The organism is Phenylobacterium sp., assembly GCF_041691455.1.
Taxonomy (GTDB): Bacteria; Pseudomonadota; Alphaproteobacteria; order Caulobacterales; family Caulobacteraceae; genus Phenylobacterium.
Window position 1 is genome coordinate 192,364 of the sequence record NZ_JBEPUO010000005.1, and the last position, 19,369, is coordinate 211,732.

12 protein-coding genes are annotated in these 19,369 nt (G+C 71.1%); 7 read left to right on the plus strand and 5 right to left on the minus strand.

Annotated elements, in window-relative coordinates; translation table 11 throughout:
• Positions 1 to 20: 20 nt before the first annotated feature.
• Positions 21 to 1,403, plus strand: coding sequence for a sulfotransferase (locus tag ACESMY_RS10495; protein WP_372784534.1), 1,383 nt, complete (start codon positions 21 to 23; stop codon positions 1,401 to 1,403).
• A gap of 71 nt (positions 1,404 to 1,474) precedes the next feature.
• Here the strand turns inward: ACESMY_RS10495 and ACESMY_RS10500 are convergent, their stop codons facing one another.
• Positions 1,475 to 4,072, minus strand: coding sequence for a TonB-dependent receptor (locus ACESMY_RS10500; protein WP_372784535.1), 2,598 nt, complete (start codon positions 4,070 to 4,072; stop codon positions 1,475 to 1,477).
• A gap of 356 nt (positions 4,073 to 4,428) precedes the next feature.
• Between ACESMY_RS10500 and ACESMY_RS10505 the strand changes: the two genes are divergently transcribed.
• The 6 genes from ACESMY_RS10505 to nagE all read left to right on the plus strand — a co-directional run bounded on the left by ACESMY_RS10505 (position 4,429) and on the right by nagE (position 14,011).
• On the plus strand, positions 4,429 to 5,187 hold the full coding sequence (locus ACESMY_RS10505) for a GntR family transcriptional regulator (RefSeq protein WP_372784536.1): 759 nt from the start codon (positions 4,429 to 4,431) through the stop codon (positions 5,185 to 5,187).
• A gap of 84 nt (positions 5,188 to 5,271) precedes the next feature.
• Entirely contained in the window at positions 5,272 to 6,282 is a 1,011-nt protein-coding gene (locus ACESMY_RS10510) for an SIS domain-containing protein (RefSeq protein ID WP_372784575.1), read from the plus strand.
• Complete coding sequence (gene nagA, locus ACESMY_RS10515; RefSeq protein ID WP_372784537.1) at positions 6,282 to 7,460, plus strand: N-acetylglucosamine-6-phosphate deacetylase; 1,179 nt, start codon at positions 6,282 to 6,284, stop codon at positions 7,458 to 7,460. The genes ACESMY_RS10510 and nagA overlap by 1 nt, the downstream gene beginning before the upstream one ends.
• Positions 7,453 to 9,774, plus strand: coding sequence for a family 20 glycosylhydrolase (locus ACESMY_RS10520; RefSeq protein WP_372784538.1), 2,322 nt, complete (start codon positions 7,453 to 7,455; stop codon positions 9,772 to 9,774). The genes nagA and ACESMY_RS10520 overlap by 8 nt, the downstream gene beginning before the upstream one ends.
• A complete protein-coding gene (ptsP, locus tag ACESMY_RS10525; RefSeq protein ID WP_372784539.1) occupies positions 9,771 to 12,311 on the plus strand; it encodes a phosphoenolpyruvate--protein phosphotransferase in 2,541 nt (846 codons plus the stop codon). Before ACESMY_RS10520 ends, ptsP begins: the two co-directional genes overlap by 4 nt.
• Positions 12,290 to 14,011, plus strand: a complete 1,722-nt coding sequence (nagE, locus tag ACESMY_RS10530) for an N-acetylglucosamine-specific PTS transporter subunit IIBC (RefSeq protein ID WP_372784540.1) — start codon at positions 12,290 to 12,292, stop codon at positions 14,009 to 14,011. Before ptsP ends, nagE begins: the two co-directional genes overlap by 22 nt.
• Here nagE and ACESMY_RS10535 read toward each other — a convergent pair.
• From ACESMY_RS10535 to ACESMY_RS10550, 4 genes are all read right to left on the minus strand, one after another.
• On the minus strand, positions 14,008 to 15,258 hold the full coding sequence (locus ACESMY_RS10535; protein WP_372784541.1) for an acetyl-CoA C-acetyltransferase: 1,251 nt from the start codon (positions 15,256 to 15,258) through the stop codon (positions 14,008 to 14,010). The genes nagE and ACESMY_RS10535 overlap by 4 nt on opposite strands.
• Positions 15,259 to 15,384: 126 nt before the next feature.
• Positions 15,385 to 15,615 (minus strand): helix-turn-helix domain-containing protein, encoded by a 231-nt coding sequence (locus ACESMY_RS10540; protein WP_372784542.1) that lies wholly within the window; start codon positions 15,613 to 15,615, stop codon positions 15,385 to 15,387.
• Positions 15,616 to 15,800: 185 nt separating this feature from the next.
• Complete coding sequence (locus ACESMY_RS10545; RefSeq protein ID WP_372784543.1) at positions 15,801 to 16,811, minus strand: YadA family autotransporter adhesin; 1,011 nt, start codon at positions 16,809 to 16,811, stop codon at positions 15,801 to 15,803.
• Positions 16,812 to 16,926: 115 nt separating this feature from the next.
• Entirely contained in the window at positions 16,927 to 19,353 is a 2,427-nt protein-coding gene (locus ACESMY_RS10550) for a TonB-dependent receptor plug domain-containing protein (RefSeq protein WP_372784544.1), read from the minus strand.
• Positions 19,354 to 19,369: the final 16 nt, after the last annotated feature.

Below are 19,369 nucleotides of genomic sequence, written 5' to 3' on the forward strand. Positions count from 1 at the left end.
CGATTCCCGATTTCGACGCCTTGGAAGCCCTGCGCCGGGCGGGACGGTTCGAGGAGGCCCTGGCCGGCTGGGACGCCGCGCTGGCGATCGCGCCCGATGCGCCGGATCTGCTGTGCGGCAAGGCGCGGGTCCTGCAGGGGTTCGGACGGCTGGACGAGGCCACGGCGCTCTATCGCCAAGCCCTGGATCGCGAACCGGACCGGTACGAGGCCGCCTTCAACTTGGCGCTCATCGCCATGCAGGCGGGCGATTGGGACGAGGCCGAGCGCCGGGCGGCGCCGCTGCGGGCGCGGCATCCCGATGCGCCGGGGCTGGCCTGGATCGGCGCGCGCGTGGCCTACGGGCGAGGCGATGCGGCGGCGGCGCGGGAGCAGCTTGCCGCCCTCTGCGCCGATCCGCGCCTCGGCGGCGAGCAACGGGCGGATGCGCAGCTGATGCTGTCCGACGCCTTGGATGCGCTGGGCCGCTTTCCCGAGGCCTTCGAGGCCGCCGTCGCGGGCAAGGCGATCCAGCGCGAGCTGTTCGCGGAACGGGCCCGGTCCCGCGAGCGCGCGGTCGCGCGGTTCGAACGGATCGAGACCTGGTTCCGGTCAGCCGACGCCGCACCCTGGCGCACAGCTCCGGCCGCCACGCCGGTGCGCGGTGAGGCGAGCGCGCACGCCTTCCTGGTCGGCTTCCCGCGCTCCGGCACCACGCTCCTGGAGCAGGCGCTGGCCGGCCATTCCGGCGTCGTGGCCCTCGAAGAAGCGCCGACGCTGGCCGCCGCGCACGCCGAATTCATGAGCTCTCCGCAGGGCTTGGCGCGGCTGGCGACCCTGTCGCCGGCGCAGGCCGCACCCTGGCGCGTCCGTTACTGGGCCGAGGTCGCCGCGCACGGCGTCGACCCGGCGGGGAAGCTGTTCCTCGACAAGGCCCCCGCCGGCACGGTCGACCTGCCGCTGGTCGCCAAGCTGTTCCCCGAAGCCCGGATCCTGTTCGCCGTGCGCGACCCGCGCGACGTGACGCTGAGCTGCCTGCGCAACAATTTCCAGCTCAACGCCATGACCTACGCCTTCACCGACCTGGCCGAGGCCGCCGCCTGCTACGCCGCCGGCATGGCGCTCGCCGAGCGGTATCGGGCCATGCTGCCGCTCAAGGTCCTGGAGGTCCGCCACGAGGCCCTGATCGCCGACTTCGCGAGCGGCTTGGCGGAGATTTGCCGGTTCCTGGACCTCGCGCCCGAACCGGGGATGACCGACGTCGCCGCTACGGCGAACCGCCGGGCGGTCCGCACGCCGAGCGCGCCGCAGGTCCGCGCCGGCCTCAACGCCAAGGGGGTCGGGCGCTGGCGCGCCTATGTGGATCAGCTCGCGCCCGTCCTGCCGGCCCTGGAGCCCTGGGTCCGCCGCTTCGGCTACGCCTAGCGCAAAGAAAAGCGGAGCGACTTTCGTCGCTCCGCCTTAGTCGCCCTCCTCGGGGAAGGTGAGGGTTTGGCTTAGTAGCGGACCCGAAGGCCGAAGAAGACCTGCGAGCCGTTGTCATAGACCGCGCGGGGCTGGCTCTTGTTCAGCGCGTAGTATTTCAGCTTGTTGTTGGAGATGTTCAGAGCGTCCAGCGTCAGCTCGATGTTCTTGTTGATCCGGTAGCTGATCGAGCCGTCCAGCTGGCCGAAGTTGTCCTGGTTCTCAGCGGCGCTGCGGTCGAGGCCGACGAAGAAGTGCGAGCGGTAGGTGTAGGCGAGGCGCGCGCTGAGACCGTGGGCTTCGTAGTAGCCGACCACGTTGGCGGTGTACCGCGAGGTGCCGACCAGGGGATTGCCGTCGGCGTCGTGGGAGTCGACGTAGGTGGCGTTGGCCTGGAAGCCGAAGTTGTAGGGCAGCGGCTGCTGGATCTGCAGTTCGACGCCCTTGACCTCGCCGCTGGTGTTGACCGGCGAGGAGACCTGGTAGGTTTTGAAGGCGTTGTAGAACTGGCTGAAGTAGGTGGCCGGCGCGACCCCGAAGCTCACGTAGGACGAGAGGTCCTGGTAGAAGACGCTGACCGCGGCGATCGAGGTCGGGGCGTAATACCATTCCAGAGCCGCGTCATAGACCGCGGCCTTGATGGGCCGCAGGTTCGGGTTGCCGCCGTTGCCGGTCAGCGTGGTGTCGGTCAGCGAGACGGTGCCGCCGAGCGCGCTGAAGTCGGGCCGCGACATGGTCTCGGCCGCCGACATCCGCAGGAAGACGTTCTCGGCCACGTCGAAGGTCAGGTTCAGGCTGGGCAGGAAGTCCGTGTACGTATGGCTGACGTTGGCCACGTAGTAGGGGCCGTAGGCCGAGCTGGTGATATCGCCCGCATGGGTGCCCGCCGGGTCGGAGACGTTGACGAAGGCGTTCTCCTTGGTCTGGACGACGCGGACGCCAATGTTGCCGCGCCAGCCTTCGCCGCCGACCTTGGCCATCGCATAGGCGGCCCAGTCCTTCTCGCTGACCTTGAAGGCGCCCGGCCAGTAGTAGTTCTGCGGCGTGTTGATCGACGAGATGGGTCCGTGCACCCCGTCGTGGATGCCGTTCAGGATCGAGACGATCCTGTCGGGATCCCCGGCGATCGGGATCAGCAGGCCCGGGACGCCGAGCGCGCCCGAGTTGAAGCCGCTCGGATACTGCGTCGGGTTGGTGGCCGAGAAGGGCATCGTGGGCGACGTCCAGCACTGGCCGTCGGCGCCCAGGGTGCAGCCGCGGTCCCAGCCGTCCACCTTGCGGGTGTGGTCGGCGTAGCGCACGCCGAACAGCACATCCTTGAAGGGCCCGTGATCGACAACCCAGTCGCCGTCGACCTTGCCGTAGATCTCCTTGTCGACGGAGTTGAAGGTCTCGTTCCAGGCCCAGTCGTTGGACAGGCCCGCCGGGCTCAGGGGGTTGATGTTGGCGGTCTTCACCGCCCAGCCGTTGCCGGAGGGGGCGTAGGAGATCGCCGTCGCGCCATCGACTTCGAAGGCCGGCTCGGTGGGCGTGTTGCCGACCCCGTGGGTGTAGCCGATTTGCGCCTTGAAGGTCAGGTTGTCGGTGGCTTTGAAGTCGCCGTCGAGGTTGTAGTAGTAGCTCTCGCCGCTGGCGTTGGGCCGGATGATGTTGTCGACCACCAGGCCGTTCACCGGCGTGCCGGCCGGCCCGTTCAGCGGGAAGCTCGCCGAGGTCAGGGTCTGGTTGGCGACCGTGAAGGCGGTCGGCGAGTTGTTGTTGAGCTCGTTGGAGCCCCAGTACATGTAGTTGTCGTTGTGGTTCGTGGCGTCGAGCTTCGAATAGAAGCCGTCGAAGCGCAGCTCCACGCGGTCGTTGGGCCGCCACTGCACGCTGATATCGCCGCCCTTGCGCTTGCGTTCCTGCTGGAAGAGCGTTGAGCCGATGAGCGTCGGCGCCCAGACGCCGATCAGCTCGGGATGGCTGATCCCGGTCTGCATGGCGCTGGAGATCTGGGTGTAGCCGAGGGTCTCCTGGCCGTAGCGTTGGACGCTGCGGTCTTCGTAGAAGCCCTGCGCCAGGACGCCGAAGGTGCCGGTCGGGTTCTGCCAGGAGACCAGACCGCTGACCTGCGGCTTGGTCGACTTGGTGAGCGAGTTGTAGACGCCCTGCAGCGAGCCCTGGAAGGTCAGCGGCTGGTGCAGGTCCAGCGGCCGGCGGGTGACGATGTCCACCGCGCCCGCGACGCCGCCTTCGAGCAGCGAGGCGTCCTGGGTCTTATAGACCTGGGTCGTCTGGACCATTTCGGCGGGCAGCAGGGTGAAGCTCACGCTGCGGCCGACGGTGGAGAACTGGTCGAGGATGAACCAGTCGCCGGTGGACACGGAATGGCCGTTGATCGTCACCTGGGTCAGGCTGGGGGAGGTGCCGCGGATCGACACGCGGTCGTTCTCGTCGAAGCCGCCTTCGCCGCTGGCCGCCGAGGTGGTGTTGACGCCGGGCATCCGCTGCAGGGCGTCGGCGACGTTCTTGTCGGGGAGCTTGCCGATGTCGTCGGAGGAGATCACCTCGACGTGGTTGTCGCTGGACCGCTTGATCTGGAGCGCTTTTTCCAGCGACTCGCGGATACCGGTGACGACAACTTCGCCCACCGTGTTCGAATCGGCGGCGAAGGCCGGCGCGGCTGTTCCGCAGACCAAGGCGACTGCACTGACTGAACCGATTAGAATACGCCTGCGTACATTCATGGCTCTTCTCCCCCCTATGCGCTCGTTGGCATCCGTTGCAGTCACAAGTCCATTTAGAGACCAATATGACCGGCCGCAGCCAGCCAACTGGCAGACCACAACCACTCTCGTCGCGAAGTTGTCACCATCTTACGCCGTAACGCAAGCCCAAATGCGATCCGCTTGAAGACCAATCAATTATTGATATGCAAATGGTATTGTCGTGTGGCACAACGTGAGCGGCGCCTTTACGGAAAGCGCAGCCAGCTAGAGGACAGGTCTTGACGTCGTTCTCCCAACTCGTCGGCGGTCTAAGCGAACAGAACCGTGCGCCGCTGTATCAACAGCTGCAGCGCGCGCTTCGCGACGCCATCGAAGACAACCGGCTGGCCGCTGACGAGGCGCTGCCGCCGGAGCGCGAGTTGGCCGAGGAGTTCGGCATCTCGCGGATTACGGTGCGCAAGGCGCTCGACGCGCTTGTGGGCGAGGGGATGCTGACCCGCCGGCAAGGCGCAGGCACCTTCGTCACCGCCCGCGGCGAGACCCGGGTCGAGAAGAGCTTCTCCAAGCTGTCCTCCTTTTCGGAGGACATGATCTCGCGCGGACGGCGGCCCGAGAGCGTCTGGCTCAGCCGCTCGTCCGGCACGGTCACGCCCGAGGAAGCCCTGACCCTCGGCTTGAGCCCGGGCAGCGTCGTCTATCGCTTCAACCGCATCCGCTATGCCGACGGCGAGCCGATGGCCCTGGAATATTCGACGGTGCCGGGCTTCTGCCTGGCCAGCGAAATGGCGGTGGGCGAGTCGCTCTACGAGGCCCTCGACCAGCAGTCCTCCCGGCCGGCCCGGGCGCTGCAGCGACTGCGGGCGATCCTCTTCACCGGCGAGCGGGCCAAGCTGATGGGGATCGAGGACGGGGCGCCGGGACTGCTGATCGAGCGGCGCGGCTTCCTCAAGGACGGCCGTCCCGTGGAGGTCACCAAGTCCTACTATCGCGGCGACGCCTATGACTTCGTGGCCGAGCTCAACACCTCGGCGTCCTGAATGGCTCCGGGAGAGATCGCGTTGAGTCCGAAGCGTCCGTCCGAGCCCACGGCGGCGCCTGCCCTGACGGCCGGCGCCACGCGCATGTTCCGCGAGGCCGCCGAGGCGCCGGACATGGTCCGCGCGCAACTGGCCGCCAACGCGCCCATCGTCCAGGCCCTGGCCGAGCGCCTGCGGGCCTCGCCGCCGCGGGCGGTGGTGACCTTCGGGCGCGGCAGTTCCGACCATGCCGCGACCTTCGCCCGCTACCTGATCGAAACCCGGCTCGGGGTGATGACCTCGTCCGCCGCGCCCTCGGTGAGCTCGGTCTATGATGCGTCGCCCGGCATGCAGGGTATGCTCTGCCTGGTGATCTCCCAGTCCGGCCGCAGCCCCGACCTGCTCGCCGCCGCCCAGGCCGCCTCGGCGGCCGGTGGGCTGGTGGTGGCGCTGGTCAATGACGAGGCCTCGCCGCTGGCGGCCCAGGCCGACCTGACCATCCCGCTTCGCGCCGGGCCCGAGCTCAGCGTCGCGGCGACCAAGTCCTATATCGCCGCCCTCTCGGCGACGGCGCAGCTCGCCGCCTACTGGCTCGAGGATGCGACCCTGCTGGCGGCCCTGGAGCGCCTGCCCGACCTGCTCGCCTCGGCCTGGAAGCGGCCGTGGACGGCGGCCCCGGCGCGGCTGATCGGGGCGCGGGGGCTCTATGTGCTGGGCCGCGGCGTCGGTTTCGGGATCGCCCAGGAAGCGGCGCTCAAGTTCAAAGAGACCTGCGGCCTGCACGCCGAGGCGTTCAGCACCGCCGAGGTGCGGCACGGCCCCATGGCCCTCGTCGGGCCCGGCTTCCCGATCCTGGCCTTCGCCCAGGACGACGAAACCCGCCCGGGCGTCGAGGCCGCCATCGCGGCCTGCGTCGACCAGGGCGCCGACGTGATGAAGGTCGGCGGGGCGGATCAGAAGGGCGTGGTGCGGATGCCGGCACCCAAGGCCCATCCGGTGCTGGAGCCGATCGTCTTCGTGCAGGGCTTCTACCGCATGGTCTGCGAGCTGGCCGTCGAGCGCGGCTTCGATCCGGACCGCCCGCCCCATCTCTCAAAAGTCACCGAGACGACCTGATGGATGTCGCGCTCGTCAACGGCCGGGTGATGACCGACCAGGGGCTCGCCCATGGCCTCGCGGTGCGGCTGAGCGGCGGCCGCATCGCCGCGGTCGGACCCGCCGACGAGGTGGCCGCCAACGCGCGGCCGCACGACCTGGCGGGCGGCCTGCTGCTGCCGGGGTTCATCGACATCCAGGTCAATGGCGGCGGCGGAGCTCTGTTCAACGACGCGCCGACCGCAAAGACCATCGCGGCCATCGGCCGGGCGCACCGCCGGTTCGGCACGACCGGCTTCCTGCCGACCCTGATCAGCGACGAGCTGCCGGCGGTCGAGGCGGCCATCGCCGGCGTCCAGGCCGCGATCGCTGGCGGCGTGCCGGGCGTGCTCGGTGTCCACATCGAGGGCCCGTTCCTCAACCCCAAGCGCAAGGGCATCCACGAGCTCAGCAAGCTGCGGCGCATCGACGAGGCGGCGTTCGAGCTGCTCACCTCGCTGAAGGCCGGCCGCACCCTGGTGACCCTCGCGCCGGAGACCACCAATCCGGAAATGATCGGCCGGCTGGTCGCGGCCGGCGTGGTGGTCTCGGCCGGCCACACCAACGCCAGCTACGCCACGGTCCGCTCGGCGCTCGACCGCGGGCTTTCGGGCTTCACCCACCTCTTCAACGCCATGGCCCCGCTCACCAGCCGCGAACCGGGCGTGGTCGGCGCCGCGCTCGAGGACGCCGCGAGCTGGTGCAGCATCATCGTCGACGGCCACCACGTCGATCCGGTGGTCCTGCGGGTGGCCCTGCGCTGCAAGCCGCTCGACCGCTTCATCCTGATCACCGACGCCATGCCCTCGGTCGGCTCCGACAGCGTCTCCTTCGTCCTCCAGGGCAAGACCATCGCGGTGAAGGACGGGGTCTGCGTCGACGAGCACGGGACGCTGGCCGGCTCGGACCTCGACATGGCGGGCGCCGTGCGCAACGCGGTCTCTTTGTTGGGCCTCAGCCTGGCCGAGGCCTCGCGGATGGCGAGCCGCAACCCGGCGGAGTTCCTCGGCCTCGGCGACGTCATGGGCCGCATCGCGCCGGGCTATCGCGGCGACCTGGTGCTGCTCGACGAGGGCTTGCAGGTGCTCGACACCTGGATCGGCGGGGAGGCCGCCTCGGCTCCGGGCGACGCCCTGCCAGGCCGCGCGGTGCATGGCTAGGGCCTCGCGCCCAGGCCTCGCGGCGATCCTGGCGCTGTGGCTGGGCGCGCCCGGCGTGGCGCTCGGCCAGGCCCCCGCGCCGCAGGTCAACGTCATCCCCGCGCCGCTGTCGGTCGCGGCCTCGGCGGACCCGGCGCCGGTGACCATCGCCGATGGCGAGACGATCTTCGCGCCCTCGGGCGACGCGGCCGCGCTGGGCGTGGCGCGCTATCTGAGCGAGCTTGCCCTTCGGACACGAGGTCTCAACTTGAAGGTCGCCGTGGGCCAGCGGCCGCCGACCACCGGTCCCGCCATCGTCCTCGCCCGCCGCCGCGGCCTCGACGCCGAGGCCTACGCCCTCGACGTTGGGACGAGCCAGGCGCGCATCTCTGCGACCAGTGACGCTGGGCTGTTCTACGGCGCGGTGACGCTCTGGCAGCTCCTGACCGCGACCGACCAGCGCGGCGCGGCGATCATTCCGGCGGTGCATATCGAGGACCGGCCGCAGTTCGCCTGGCGCGGGCTGATGATCGACTCGGCGCGCCACTTCCAACCGCCCGCCGAGATCGAGCGGATCATCGACGCCATGGCGCTCAGTAAGCTGAACGTCCTGCACTGGCACCTGACCGACGACCAGGGCTGGCGCCTGGAGATCCGCAAATACCCCAAGCTGACCGAGGTCGGCGCCTGGCGCACGCCCGCGCCGGGATCGCCGGACGCCGAGCCTTCAGGCGCCCGCTACGGCGGCTTCTACACCCAGGCCCAGGTGCGCGAGGTCGTGCGCTACGCCGAGGCCCGGCATGTCGCCATCGTGCCGGAGATCGAGATGCCGGGGCACGCGGTCTCGGCGCTGCTGGCCTATCCGCAGTTCGGCGCCGGCGCGCCGCCGGACCCGGCCAGCCAGAGCAAGTGGGGCATCCTCCCGAACCTCTACAACGTCGACGACGCCACCTTCGGCTTCCTGCAGGACGTCCTGACCGAGGTGATGGCGCTGTTCCCGGGCCGCTACATCCACGTCGGCGGCGACGAGGTGTCCAAGGAGCGCTGGAACGCCGCGCCGGCCGCCCAGGCGCGGTTGCAGGCGCTGGGTCAGACCGAGGCCGCCGCGCTGCAAGCCGACTTCACTGGCAAGATCGCGACCTTCCTCGAGGCGCATGGCCGCCGCCTGGTCGGCTGGGACGAGATCCTGGCCGCCGGCGCCCTGCCGGGCGACGCCGTCGTCATGTCCTGGCACGGGATCGACGGGGCGGTGACCGCCGCAGGCAAGGGCCACGACGCGATCCTGGCGCCGGCGCCTTGGCTCTACTTCGACAACCAGCAGGCCGCGGGCCTGTCGAGCCCGCCGGGCCGCGGGTTCACCGTGCGGCTGCGCGACGTCTATGGCTTCAACCCCTTGCCGGCGCCGCTGACGCCGGAAGCCACGCGCCATCTGCTGGGCCTGCAGGGTAATCTGTGGACGGAGCATATCCGCACCGACCGGCAGTTGGAGGCCATGGCCTTCCCACGCGCCGCCGCGGTGGCTGAGGTCGCCTGGTCGGCGCCCGAGCGGCGAGATTGGGCCAGTTTCGCCCGCCGCCTGCCCGCCCAGTTCGGCCGCTACGCCGCGCTCGGGATCGCCGCCAACCCCGTCGTGACCTCGGTGACCATCGACGGCTCGCCCGGCGCAAAGGCCGGGGAGGCGACCGTGGCCCTGACCTCGCAGCTCGAGACCGGCGAGATCCGCTACACGACCGACGGCTCCGAGCCCGGACCGGCGGCGAGCCGCTACGACCAGCCCTTCCCGCTCAGCCTGCCTGCGCGGGTGCGGGCGGTCGCGGTGCTGGACGGGGCCGCAGCCGGTCCCGTGGCCGACGCCAGGCTGGACGCCGCGGCGATCCGCCATCGCACGAGCCAGCAACTGCGGCTCTGCAACCCGGGCCTGGCGCTGAACCTCGAGGGCGCGCGGAGCGGGCCGGGCGACGGGCCGACCTATCTGGTCAATCCGCAGGACCGCTGCTGGATCTATCCCGCCGCGGACCTGACCGGCGTCGACCAAGTGACCGTGGCGCTCGCCCGGCTGTCCTTTAACTTCGCCCTCGACGCCGGCCACAACACCGCCATCGTGCGCCCACCCCGCCAGCCGGGCGGCGAGCTGGAGGTGCGCCAGGACAGCTGCGCCGCCGACCCGATCGCGGTGATGGCCCTGCCCGCGGGCGAAGTCGGCGGCCGTGCGACCCTGACCTTGCCCCTGCCGGCGCGGACCGGTCGCCACGACCTTTGCTTCACCTACACCTCCGCCGGCTTCGACCCGACGCTGGCGGTGGACTGGGTGCAGCTCGCCGGCGGAAAGCCGTGACGACGCTGAAGCTCCTGGCCCCCGTCGCCGGCTGGGCCGCGCCCCTGGCGGAGGTCCCCGACCCGGTGTTCGCCGGCGGCATGATCGGCGACGGGATCGCCATCGACCCGACCGGGGAGGCGATCGTCGCGCCCTGCGACGGCGAGGTCATCAAGGTCCACCATGCCCGCCACGCGGTGACGCTGCGGGCGACAGGCGGGGCGGAGATCCTGATCCATATCGGCCTCGACACCGTGGCGCTGGGCGGCGAGGGCTTCGAGGTCCACGTGCAGGACGGCCAGGCCGTGCGGACCGGCGATCGCCTGATCAGTTTCGACCTCGATCGCCTGGCCCGCGCGGCGCCCAGCGTGATGACCCCGATCGTGCTTACCAACACAGACGCCTTCGCCATCGCCTGGCGGCGGCCCGCCGGCGAGGTCGTGGCGGGGGAGCCGATCCTGGAGCTGACGCCTCTCGCCGACGCCGCGGCGGCGCCGGGGCAGGCGCAGGCCGAGGCGCTGTCGCGGCGCCTCAGGATCACCCATGCCCACGGGCTGCACGCCCGGCCGGCCGCGCTGATCGCCACCGAGGTCAAGCGGCGCGCCGCGACGGTCGAGATGTCGCTGGGCGGCCGCACGGCCAACGCCCGCAACATGGTCGCCCTGATGAGCCTCGGGGTGCGGGCCGGCGACGAGGTCATGCTGACGGCCCGCGGCCGCGATGCCGAGGCTGCGCTCGCCGCCCTGGCCGATATCGTCGAGCGCCAGATCAACGGCGCGCCGGCCCCCGTCGAGGTTCATGCGCCGCCGTCCGCGGCGCCGGCCAACGCGGGGCCGGGCGTCATCGCCGGCGTTCGGGCCGCCCCCGGGTTTGCGATGGGCGTCGCGGCGCATCTCACGGCCGCGCCGGTCCGCGTGGACGAGACCAGTGCGGGCGTCGCCGAGGAGACCGCGAAGTTCGACGCCGCCGTGGCCGCGGTGGCCGTCCGCCTCAAGACGCGCGCTGCGGCCCTGGGCGGAGACCGCCGCGCGGTGCTGGAGGCGCATGTCTCCATGCTCGAGGATGAGGAACTGCTCACCGCCACCCGCGGGACGATCGCCAGCGGGGCGAGCGCCGGCGTGGCCTGGCGCGATATCGTTGGGCGCAGCGTCGAGACGCTTCAGGGTCTGGGCGACGCGCGGCTGGCCGAGCGGGCCGCGGACCTCACCGACCTGCAGCGCCAGGTGCTGCTGGAGCTCAGCGGCGACCGCGCCGCCGCCGTCGAGCTGCCGCCCGGCGCCATCCTGCTGGCCGACGACCTGATGCCCTCGGACCTGATCGGCCTGGAGGCGGCGCAGATCGCGGGCCTCTGCACCGCGCGCGGCGGGCCGACCTCGCACGTGGCGGTCATCGCCGCGGCCATGGGCATTCCGGCGGTGGTCGCCGCGGGGCCGGGCGTCCTGGTGACGCAGGCCGGGCGACGGGTCATCCTCGACGGCGACGCGGGCCTGCTGATCGCCGCGCCCGATGCCGCACAGGTCAAGGCGGCCAAGGCGCGGATCGCCGCGCAGGGCGCGCGCAAGGCGCTGGTGGGCGCGGCGGCCATGGAGCCTTGCGTAACCCTCGACGGCGTCCGCATCGAGGTGCGGGGCAATGTCGGCTCGCCCGCCGAGGCGCGGGCCGCCGCGGAGAACGGCGCGGAAGGCTGCGGCCTGCTGCGCACCGAGTTCCTGTTCCTGGACCGCCAGACCGCGCCGGACGAGGCCGAACAGACCCGGCAGTATCAGGCGGTGGCCGACGCCCTGGCGGGCCTGCCGGTGGTGGTCCGGACCCTCGACGTGGGCGGCGACAAGCCCGCGCCCTATCTCGCCCTGCCGGCGGAGGAGAACCCGGCGCTCGGCCTGCGCGGCGTGCGGGTCAGCCTCAGCCGCCCCGAGCTCTTGAAGACCCAGGTGCGCGCCATCCTGGGCGTCCGGCCGGCCGGCCAGTGCCGGATCATGGTCCCGATGGTGGCGAGCCTGTCCGAGCTCCTGGCCGTCCGTGTCCTGGTCGATGAGGTCCGGGCCGAGCTGGGCCTGGACGCACCCGTGGCGCTGGGCGTGATGATCGAGACCCCGGCCGCGGCGGTTACCGCCGACCTGATCGCCGCCCACGCCGATTTCCTGTCGATCGGCACCAACGACCTCGCGCAATATGCGCTGGCCATGGACCGGGGGAATCCGACCCTGGCCGGCCAGGTGGACGCCTTGCATCCGGCGGTGCTGCGCCTGATCGGCCAGGCGGCCGAGGGCGCGCGGGCCAAGGGACGACCGGTGGCGGTCTGCGGCGGCCTCGCTTCCGACCTTGCCGCCGTGCCGATCCTGATCGGCCTGGGGGTCACGGAACTCTCCGCCGCGCCGGCCATGATCCCGGAGGTCAAGGCGCTGATCCGCACGCTCGACGCCGCCGCCTGCCGGGACCTGGCGGCGCGGGCCTGCGCCGAGACCTCCGCGGCGGCGGTGCGCGCCCTGACCGCCAACCTCCAAGACCCGACGCCGCCCGTCCTCGGAGCCGCCTCATGCCCAGCCCCTTCCGCCTAGATCTCGGCGCCCTGCAGCCGCTCGGCCGGGCGCTGATGTTGCCGATCGCCGTGCTGCCGGCCGCCAGCCTGATGCTGCGTCTGGGCCAGCCCGACCTCGCCTTCGTGCCGGGCCTGGCGATCGCCGGACCGCTGATGGCCGCGGCGGGCGACGCGATCTTCCACAACCTCGGCCTGCTGTTCGCCATCGGGGTCGCCGTGGGCCTGGCGCGCGGCGCCGACGGGGCCGCAGGCCTGGCCGGCGTGGTCTGCTACCTGGTGGCGACCCATGGGGCCCAGGCGCTGCTGAGCGCCCCGGCCGACGCGGTGGCGGGCCTGACCGGCAAGAGCGCGGCGCTCGCCACGGCGGCCTTCAAGGATGCTGCGGTCTCCAAGCTCGGGGTGCCGATCGGCATCATCTCGGGCCTGATCGGCGGCGGTTTCTTCAACCGGTTCGGGGCGATCAAGCTGCCGGACTACCTGGCGTTCTTCGGCGGCCGCCGGTTCGTGCCGATCGTCAGCGGTTTCGCGGGGCTGGGCCTGGCGCTGGTGGTGGGTCTCGGATGGGCGACGCTCGACCATGGCATGGACAGCCTCAGCCGCGCGGTGGTGGCCGCCGGGCCCGTCGGGCTGTTTGTCTACGGCGTGCTCAACCGCCTGTTGCTGGTCACCGGCATGCACCACATCCTCAACAACATCGCCTGGTTCATCCTGGGCGACTTCCACGGGGCGACCGGCGACCTCAACCGCTTCATGGCCGGCGACCCCAGCGCCGGGGCCTTCATGTCGGGCTTCTTCCCGGTGATGATGTTCGGCCTGCCGGCGGCGTGCCTGGCCATGTACCACGCCGCCAGGCCCGACCGGCGCAAGGCGGTGGGCGGCATGCTGCTGTCGCTGGCCCTGACCGCGCTCCTGACCGGAGTGACCGAGCCGATCGAGTTCAGCTTCATGTTCCTGGCCCCGGCGCTCTATGGGCTGCACGCGCTGCTCACCGGCGCCTCCATGGCCTTGATGGACGCCTTGCACGTGCGCCTCGGCTTCGGCTTCTCCGCCGGGCTCTTCGACTATGTGCTGAACTTCAACAAGGCGACGCGGCCCTGGCTGCTGCTGCCGGTCGGCGCGGCCTATTTCGCCCTCTATTATGGGGTGTTCCGCTGGGTGATCGCCCGCTTCAACCTGAAGACCCCGGGCCGCGAGGACGAGGCGGTCACGGCGGCTCCGGCCTCCGGCGCCGTGACAGGGAGCCGCGCGGGCGGCTTCATCACGGCGCTCGGCGGGGCGGCGAACCTCGTGGCCGTCGAGGCCTGCACGACCCGGCTGCGGTTGGTGGTCGCCGACCAGGACGCGGTGGACGAGCCGGCCCTGAAGGCGCTCGGCGCGCGGGGGTTGGTGCGGCCGTCGAAACAGGACCTGCAGGTGGTGCTGGGCCCACAGGCCGACGATGTCGCCCGCGAGATCCGCGCCGAGCTGGGCGGGCCGGCCGTTGCGCCGCAGGCTTCCTCGACGCCGCTGCCGCTCGCGGTGCAGCCTGACCGCGCGGCGGTGACCGCCGCGGTCGGGGGCGAGGCGAACCTGCTCACCCTGGAGACCACGCCGAGCCGGCTGTTGCTCACGCTCAAGGACGCCGGCCGGATCGACGAGGCGGCGCTGCGGCGGCTGGGCGTGCGGGCGCTGGCCCGCACCGCCTCAGGCGCCGTCCACCTGGTGCTCGGTCCGGCCTAGACCCGCTCGATGATGATCGCCGGGGCCATGCCGCCGGCGGCGCACATGGTCACCAGGCCACGCTTCAGGCCGCGGCGCTCCAGCTCGTCGACCATGGTGCCGATCAGGATCGCGCCGGTGGCGCCGATCGGGTGGCCGAGCGCCATGGCGCCGCCGTTCACGTTGACCTTCTCGCGGTCGAGCTTGAGGTCGCGGATGAACTTCTCGGCGACCACCGAGAAGGCCTCGTTGATCTCCCAGAGGTCGATGTCCTCGACGCTGAGCCCGGCCTTGGCCAGCACCTTGCGGGCGGCCGGCACCGGGGCGTTCAGCATCAGGGTCGGGCTGTCACCGACATTGGCCATGGCGACCACCCGGGCGCGGGCCTTCAGCCCGTGCTTTGCGGCGTATTCCGGGGAGGCGAGCAGCACGGCGCCGGCGCCGTCGACCACGCCCGAGGAATTGCCGGCATGGTGGAAGTGCTGGATCTTCAGGTCCGGATAGACCTGGTTGATCAGGCCCGCGAAGGTGGTGCCCTTCTCGTCCAGCGGCACATTGGCCATGGCCTCGAATGAGGGCTTGAGCGCCGAGAGGCCCTCCATCGTGGTCTGCGGGCGGGGGAATTCCTCGCGGTCGAGCGCGATCGAGCCGTCCTCGCGGAACACCGGGGTCAGCGACTTGTCGAAGTGGCCGTTCTTGATGGCGTAGTCGGCGCGCTGCTGGCTGACCAGCGCGAGCTCGTCCAGCGCCTCGCGGGAGATGCCTTCCAGCGTCGCGATGGCGTCGGCGCAGACGCCCTGGTGCGACTGCGGGTGCTTGGCGCGCAGCGAGAGGTTGCCCGAGTCCATCAGCATCGGGCCGGCGTTGGGGTCGCGCGGCGGCGCGCTGGAGGCGGTGTAGGACATCATCTCGGTGCCGCCGCCGATCACCAGGTCTTCCATGCCGGACATGATCTGCGCCGCGGCCAGGTTCACCGCGGTGATACCGGAGCCGCAGTAGCGGTCCAGCGTCACGCCCGAGGCGCGAACGTCGTAGCCGGCGTCCAGCGCCGCCATCCGGCCGAGGTCGCCGCCCTGCTTGCCGCGCTGGGAGGAGGTGCCCCAGATGATGTCGTCCACCTCGGCGGTGTTCAGGTGGTTCCGCTCGGCGAGCGCCCTCAGGACCGTCGCCCCCAGATGCTGGGGATGGTGGTCGGCGAGCGCGCCCTTGCCGACCTTGCCGATCCCGCGGGGCGTACGGACGGCGTCGATGATGAGGGCTTCGGGCATGGCGTTTCCTGACAGGGCCTGACGTTTGCTGGCGCGGACCTTCCGCGATGGCCCTAACGTCAGTCTAGCCCTGTTGGACGCCGTCCGGCGCAATGTTCGCACCCAGGCGCCGGCGCCAAGTCCTGCTCAGCCGAAGTCGGTCACCGGTCCCACCAGGTCGGAGGGCGGAAGCTGCAGGGCCTGAGCGAGCTTCACCAGCCGGCTGACACTGAAGGCGCTGGCGCCGGACTCGTACTTCTGGACCTGTTGGAAGGTCACGCCGCAGGCCTCGGCGACCTGGGTCTGGGTGAGGCCGAGCAGGCGACGCCGGGACCGGATACGCCGGCCGATCGTCTGGTAGAGATCTGGATCTTTCACCACTGTTTAAGCCCACGATTTCCAGCCGTCTTCGTGGAGTCACGCCAAATCCGGTCTGGAACACTTCACTGACTCCGTGGGGCGAAGCGGCGTTGACCGCGTCGGGTTCCCCACCGCGACAAGTTTGGGGCGGCGGCGGCGCGGGCGGAGGAGCCGCCTCTCTCCGTCCGCGCCGATCGGCTGCCTCAGAACTGCCAGCCGATGCCGGCGTTCACGCCGCCCGTGCCGCGGTTGTCGAAGCTGGCGCCGGCCTTGAAGACCGTGTTGTCGCCGATCACCTTCGAGGCGCCGATGGCGTAGGCCTGCTCGTTGCGCCAGGTTCCGACCGCCATGCCGATCATCCCCTTGCCGGGGGCGAAGGCCTGCGGAAGCCCGGCGATGGCCATGGCCCCGGCCGTGCCGGCGTCGGCGCGGCGGCTGACGGTGTCGATCCGGCCCTGGAGCCCGCCGATGGCGGCCTGGACCTGGCCGAAGGTCTGCTGCAGCTGGCCGAAGGTCGCCGCGTCGTTGGCCGAGGTTCCGGCGGCGACGTTGGTGATGCGGCGCTGGGCGGTGGCCGACCCCACGGAGACGGTGTTGGCTTCGCCCGCCACCGAGTCCGCGCCCAGGGCGACGGAATTGGCGCCGGAGGCGGTGGCGCGGGCTCCGAGGGCGACGCTGAGGTCGCCGGTCGCCTGGGCCACATCGCCGATGGCCACCGTCGAGACGCCGCTCGCCACCGACTTGTTGCCGCCCGCGAAGGAGTCGAGGCCGCCCGCGGTATTGGCCCAGCCGACGGCGGTGGAGAAGGTTCCGCCTGCCTTGTTGCGGCCGCCGAAGGCGTTGGCGCCGCGCCCGTTGGCCAGGCTGGTGAAGCCCTCGGCCGTGCTCTCCAGGCCGCTGGCGACGCTGTTCAGGCCATGCGCGGTGCTGGAATCGCCCGTCGCCTGGGCGGTTGGTCCGACGGCGCTGCTGTTGACGCCGCTGGCCGTCGAATTGGTCCCGCAGGCCACGGCGCCGGGGTTGGTGGCGACAGCGCCGTCGGCGCCGGCCGCGCCCTGGCAGACGAATTGAGCCTGGGCGGCCGTGGGCGCCAGCAGGGCCGGGGCGGTGGCCGAAAGGGTCGCCAGTGCGCCGCAGAAAGCCGGGGCAAATGACGCGGCGCGGGTGCGCCGGGACTTGGGGGCGGCAATGGAGGAGGTCTCGGAAATTCGCATGTCAAAATCCTAATGGGGGAGGCGCTTAGCCCCGCTCAGCGGGGCATGAATCAGGAGCCTTCGCCCTGCGGTTTCCGCCACCGCGCCGGCTCCAGGTCCGGCGCGGCGGCCGGCCCTACCAGGCGTAGCTCAGGCGGGCGTAGACGAAGCGTCCGTTGAACCCGAAGGGCGAGAAGCTGGGGAAGCCCAACGGCCCGTTGCTGTTGACGTTGACCGGCGTCGGGTCCGGATATTCGTCGAACAGGTTGTCCGCCCCCACCGCCAGCACGGGCCCGAGCGGGCTCTTCCAACGGGCCTCCAGGTCGACGAGCACGTGGGATCCGGTGCTGAAGTCGAGCGCCGCGGCGTTGTTCGGCACCAGGACATTGCCATAGTAGGTCGCCGTCGCCGTCGCGCCGAAGGCGCCCAGCGACCAGTCCGCCGAGGCCACGTACTTCTGCCGCGGCGTGCCGCGTTCGAAGGTCAGGCGGTTGGCGCGGTCGAAGAGGATCGGCGGCACCGGCAGGCCCGAAAGCACCGCGGTGGTCGGGATCTTCAGCACCTTGGTGTCGTTGAGGTTCGCCGCCGCGGTGAGATCGAAGCGGCCGAGGTTGTCGGTGTTCCAGACGTAGCGGCCCACCACGTCCAGGCCCTTGGTGCGGGTGTCGACGCCATTGATGAAGAACCGCGCCGCGCCCAGCCCGGCGCCGGAGCCAGGCGGATTGATCAGGTTGAAGATCGCCACGGCGGTCGGCGTCCCGGTCGGCGAGCCCTGGATGTTCTCGGAGAGCACGATGCGGTTCTTGATCTCGATCTGGTAGGCGTCGACGGTCAGTTCGAAGCCCCCGCGGTGGAAGACCGCGCCGCCGGACAGGTTGGTGGATTTCTCCGGCTCGAGCGGCTTGCCGCCCAGCGCCGCGGCCACCGCGCTGGTCGAGGGGAAGGTGCCGACTTCCACCGGCGTGTTCACCCCGTTGATCAGGATGAAGACGGTCGAGGTTGCGGTGAAGTACTGCTGTTGCAGGGCCGGCGCCCGGAAGCCGGAGGAGACCGCCCCGCGAAGCGCGAAGGAGTCGGTCAGGTCATAGCGGGCGGCAATCTTGCCGTTGGTGGTCGAACCGAAGTCCGAATAGTTTTCGTAGCGGGCGGCGAGGTCGACGTCGAACCGGTCGGTGACCGGCGCGTCCAGGTCGACGTAGAGCGCCTCGGAATGGCGGCTCTTGTCGACCTCGTTGCCGGGCTGGAAGCCGGGGAAGCCCTGGGCGCCGGCCGCCTTGCCGGCGACCCCGCCGAACACGAACGAGGCCACGTCGCCGCGGCCGATCTGATAGTGCTCGCGGCGGTATTCCGTCCCGAGGGCGAGGTTGGCGGGCTTGGCCAGGCCCAGCTCGAGCGGGCGGGTGACGTCGAGGGTGGCGACCAGCTGGTCGTACTGCATGGTCCCGGCGTCGAAGTGGGTGGGAGAGGCCGCGCCCAGCGAGGCGTTGACCGAGTCGATCACCCCGTAGTGGACCTTGTCGTAGCCGTAGACGACGCCGGCGTTGACCTTGAATCCGGCCAGGTCGCCCTTGGCCCCGCCGGCCACGGTGTAGTCGTCGATGTCGGTGGTGATGCGCGGCAGGAAGCCGTTGGGGAAGATGGCCAAGACGTTGTTGGGGTTGTTGGCCAGGCGCGGGTTGGCCGCGCTGTCGGTTCGTCGCTTCTGGTAGCCGGCGAAGCCATAGGCGTCCCAGGCGTCGCTCAGCGGCAGGCCGGCGTTGGCGTAGACGGTGGTGTTCTGCGACTGGGGATCGCCGTAGCGCGAGGTGATCTTCAGCGGCGTGACGCGCGGGTCGAGATCGCCGCGGTTGGTCGGGTTACTCATCCGGTATTCGGCCGAGAGCGTCAGGAAGCCGGTGTCGCCGAGCGGCAGGCCCTGCCATCCGGAAGCGGTCCAGGTGACGCCGTCGGTCTTGTGCTGACCGGAGGGGTTGCGGGCGGTTTTGACGTCGGTGTCGTAGTCGCCGTAGGTAACGTTGGCCGCGCCGCCTTCGCGCGCCTGGCGCAGGCGCAGGTTGATGACGCCGGCGATGGCGTCGGAGCCATATTGCGCCGAGGCGCCGTCGCGCAGGATCTCGATGCGGTCGAGGGCCGCCGAGGGGATGGCGTTGAGGTCCGCGGCGGCCGAGCCGCGGCCGATCGAGGTGTTCACATTGACCAGGGCCGAGGCGTGGCGGCGCATGCCGTCGACCAGCACCAGGGTCTGGTCGGGGGCGAGGCCGCGCAGGGTCGCCGGGCGGATCGAGTCCGAGCCGTCGGAGATGGCCGGGCGCGGGAAGTCGAGCGAAGGCGCGAGCGCCGCCAGCGCCACCGCCAGCTCGGTGCTGCCGCGCTGGGCAAGCGCCCCGCTGGAGATCACGTCGACGGGCGCCAGGCTTTCCAGCCGGGTGCGGCCCTCGGCGCGGCTGCCGGTGACGACGACTTCGTCGACCTGAGCGGCGGGCTTGGATGCCTGCGCCGAGGCGGCGCCGGCGCACAACGAGAGAACGGACGCTGCGGCGAGCAGCGCGATGCGAGAGGTCATGATGGTGAATTTCCCC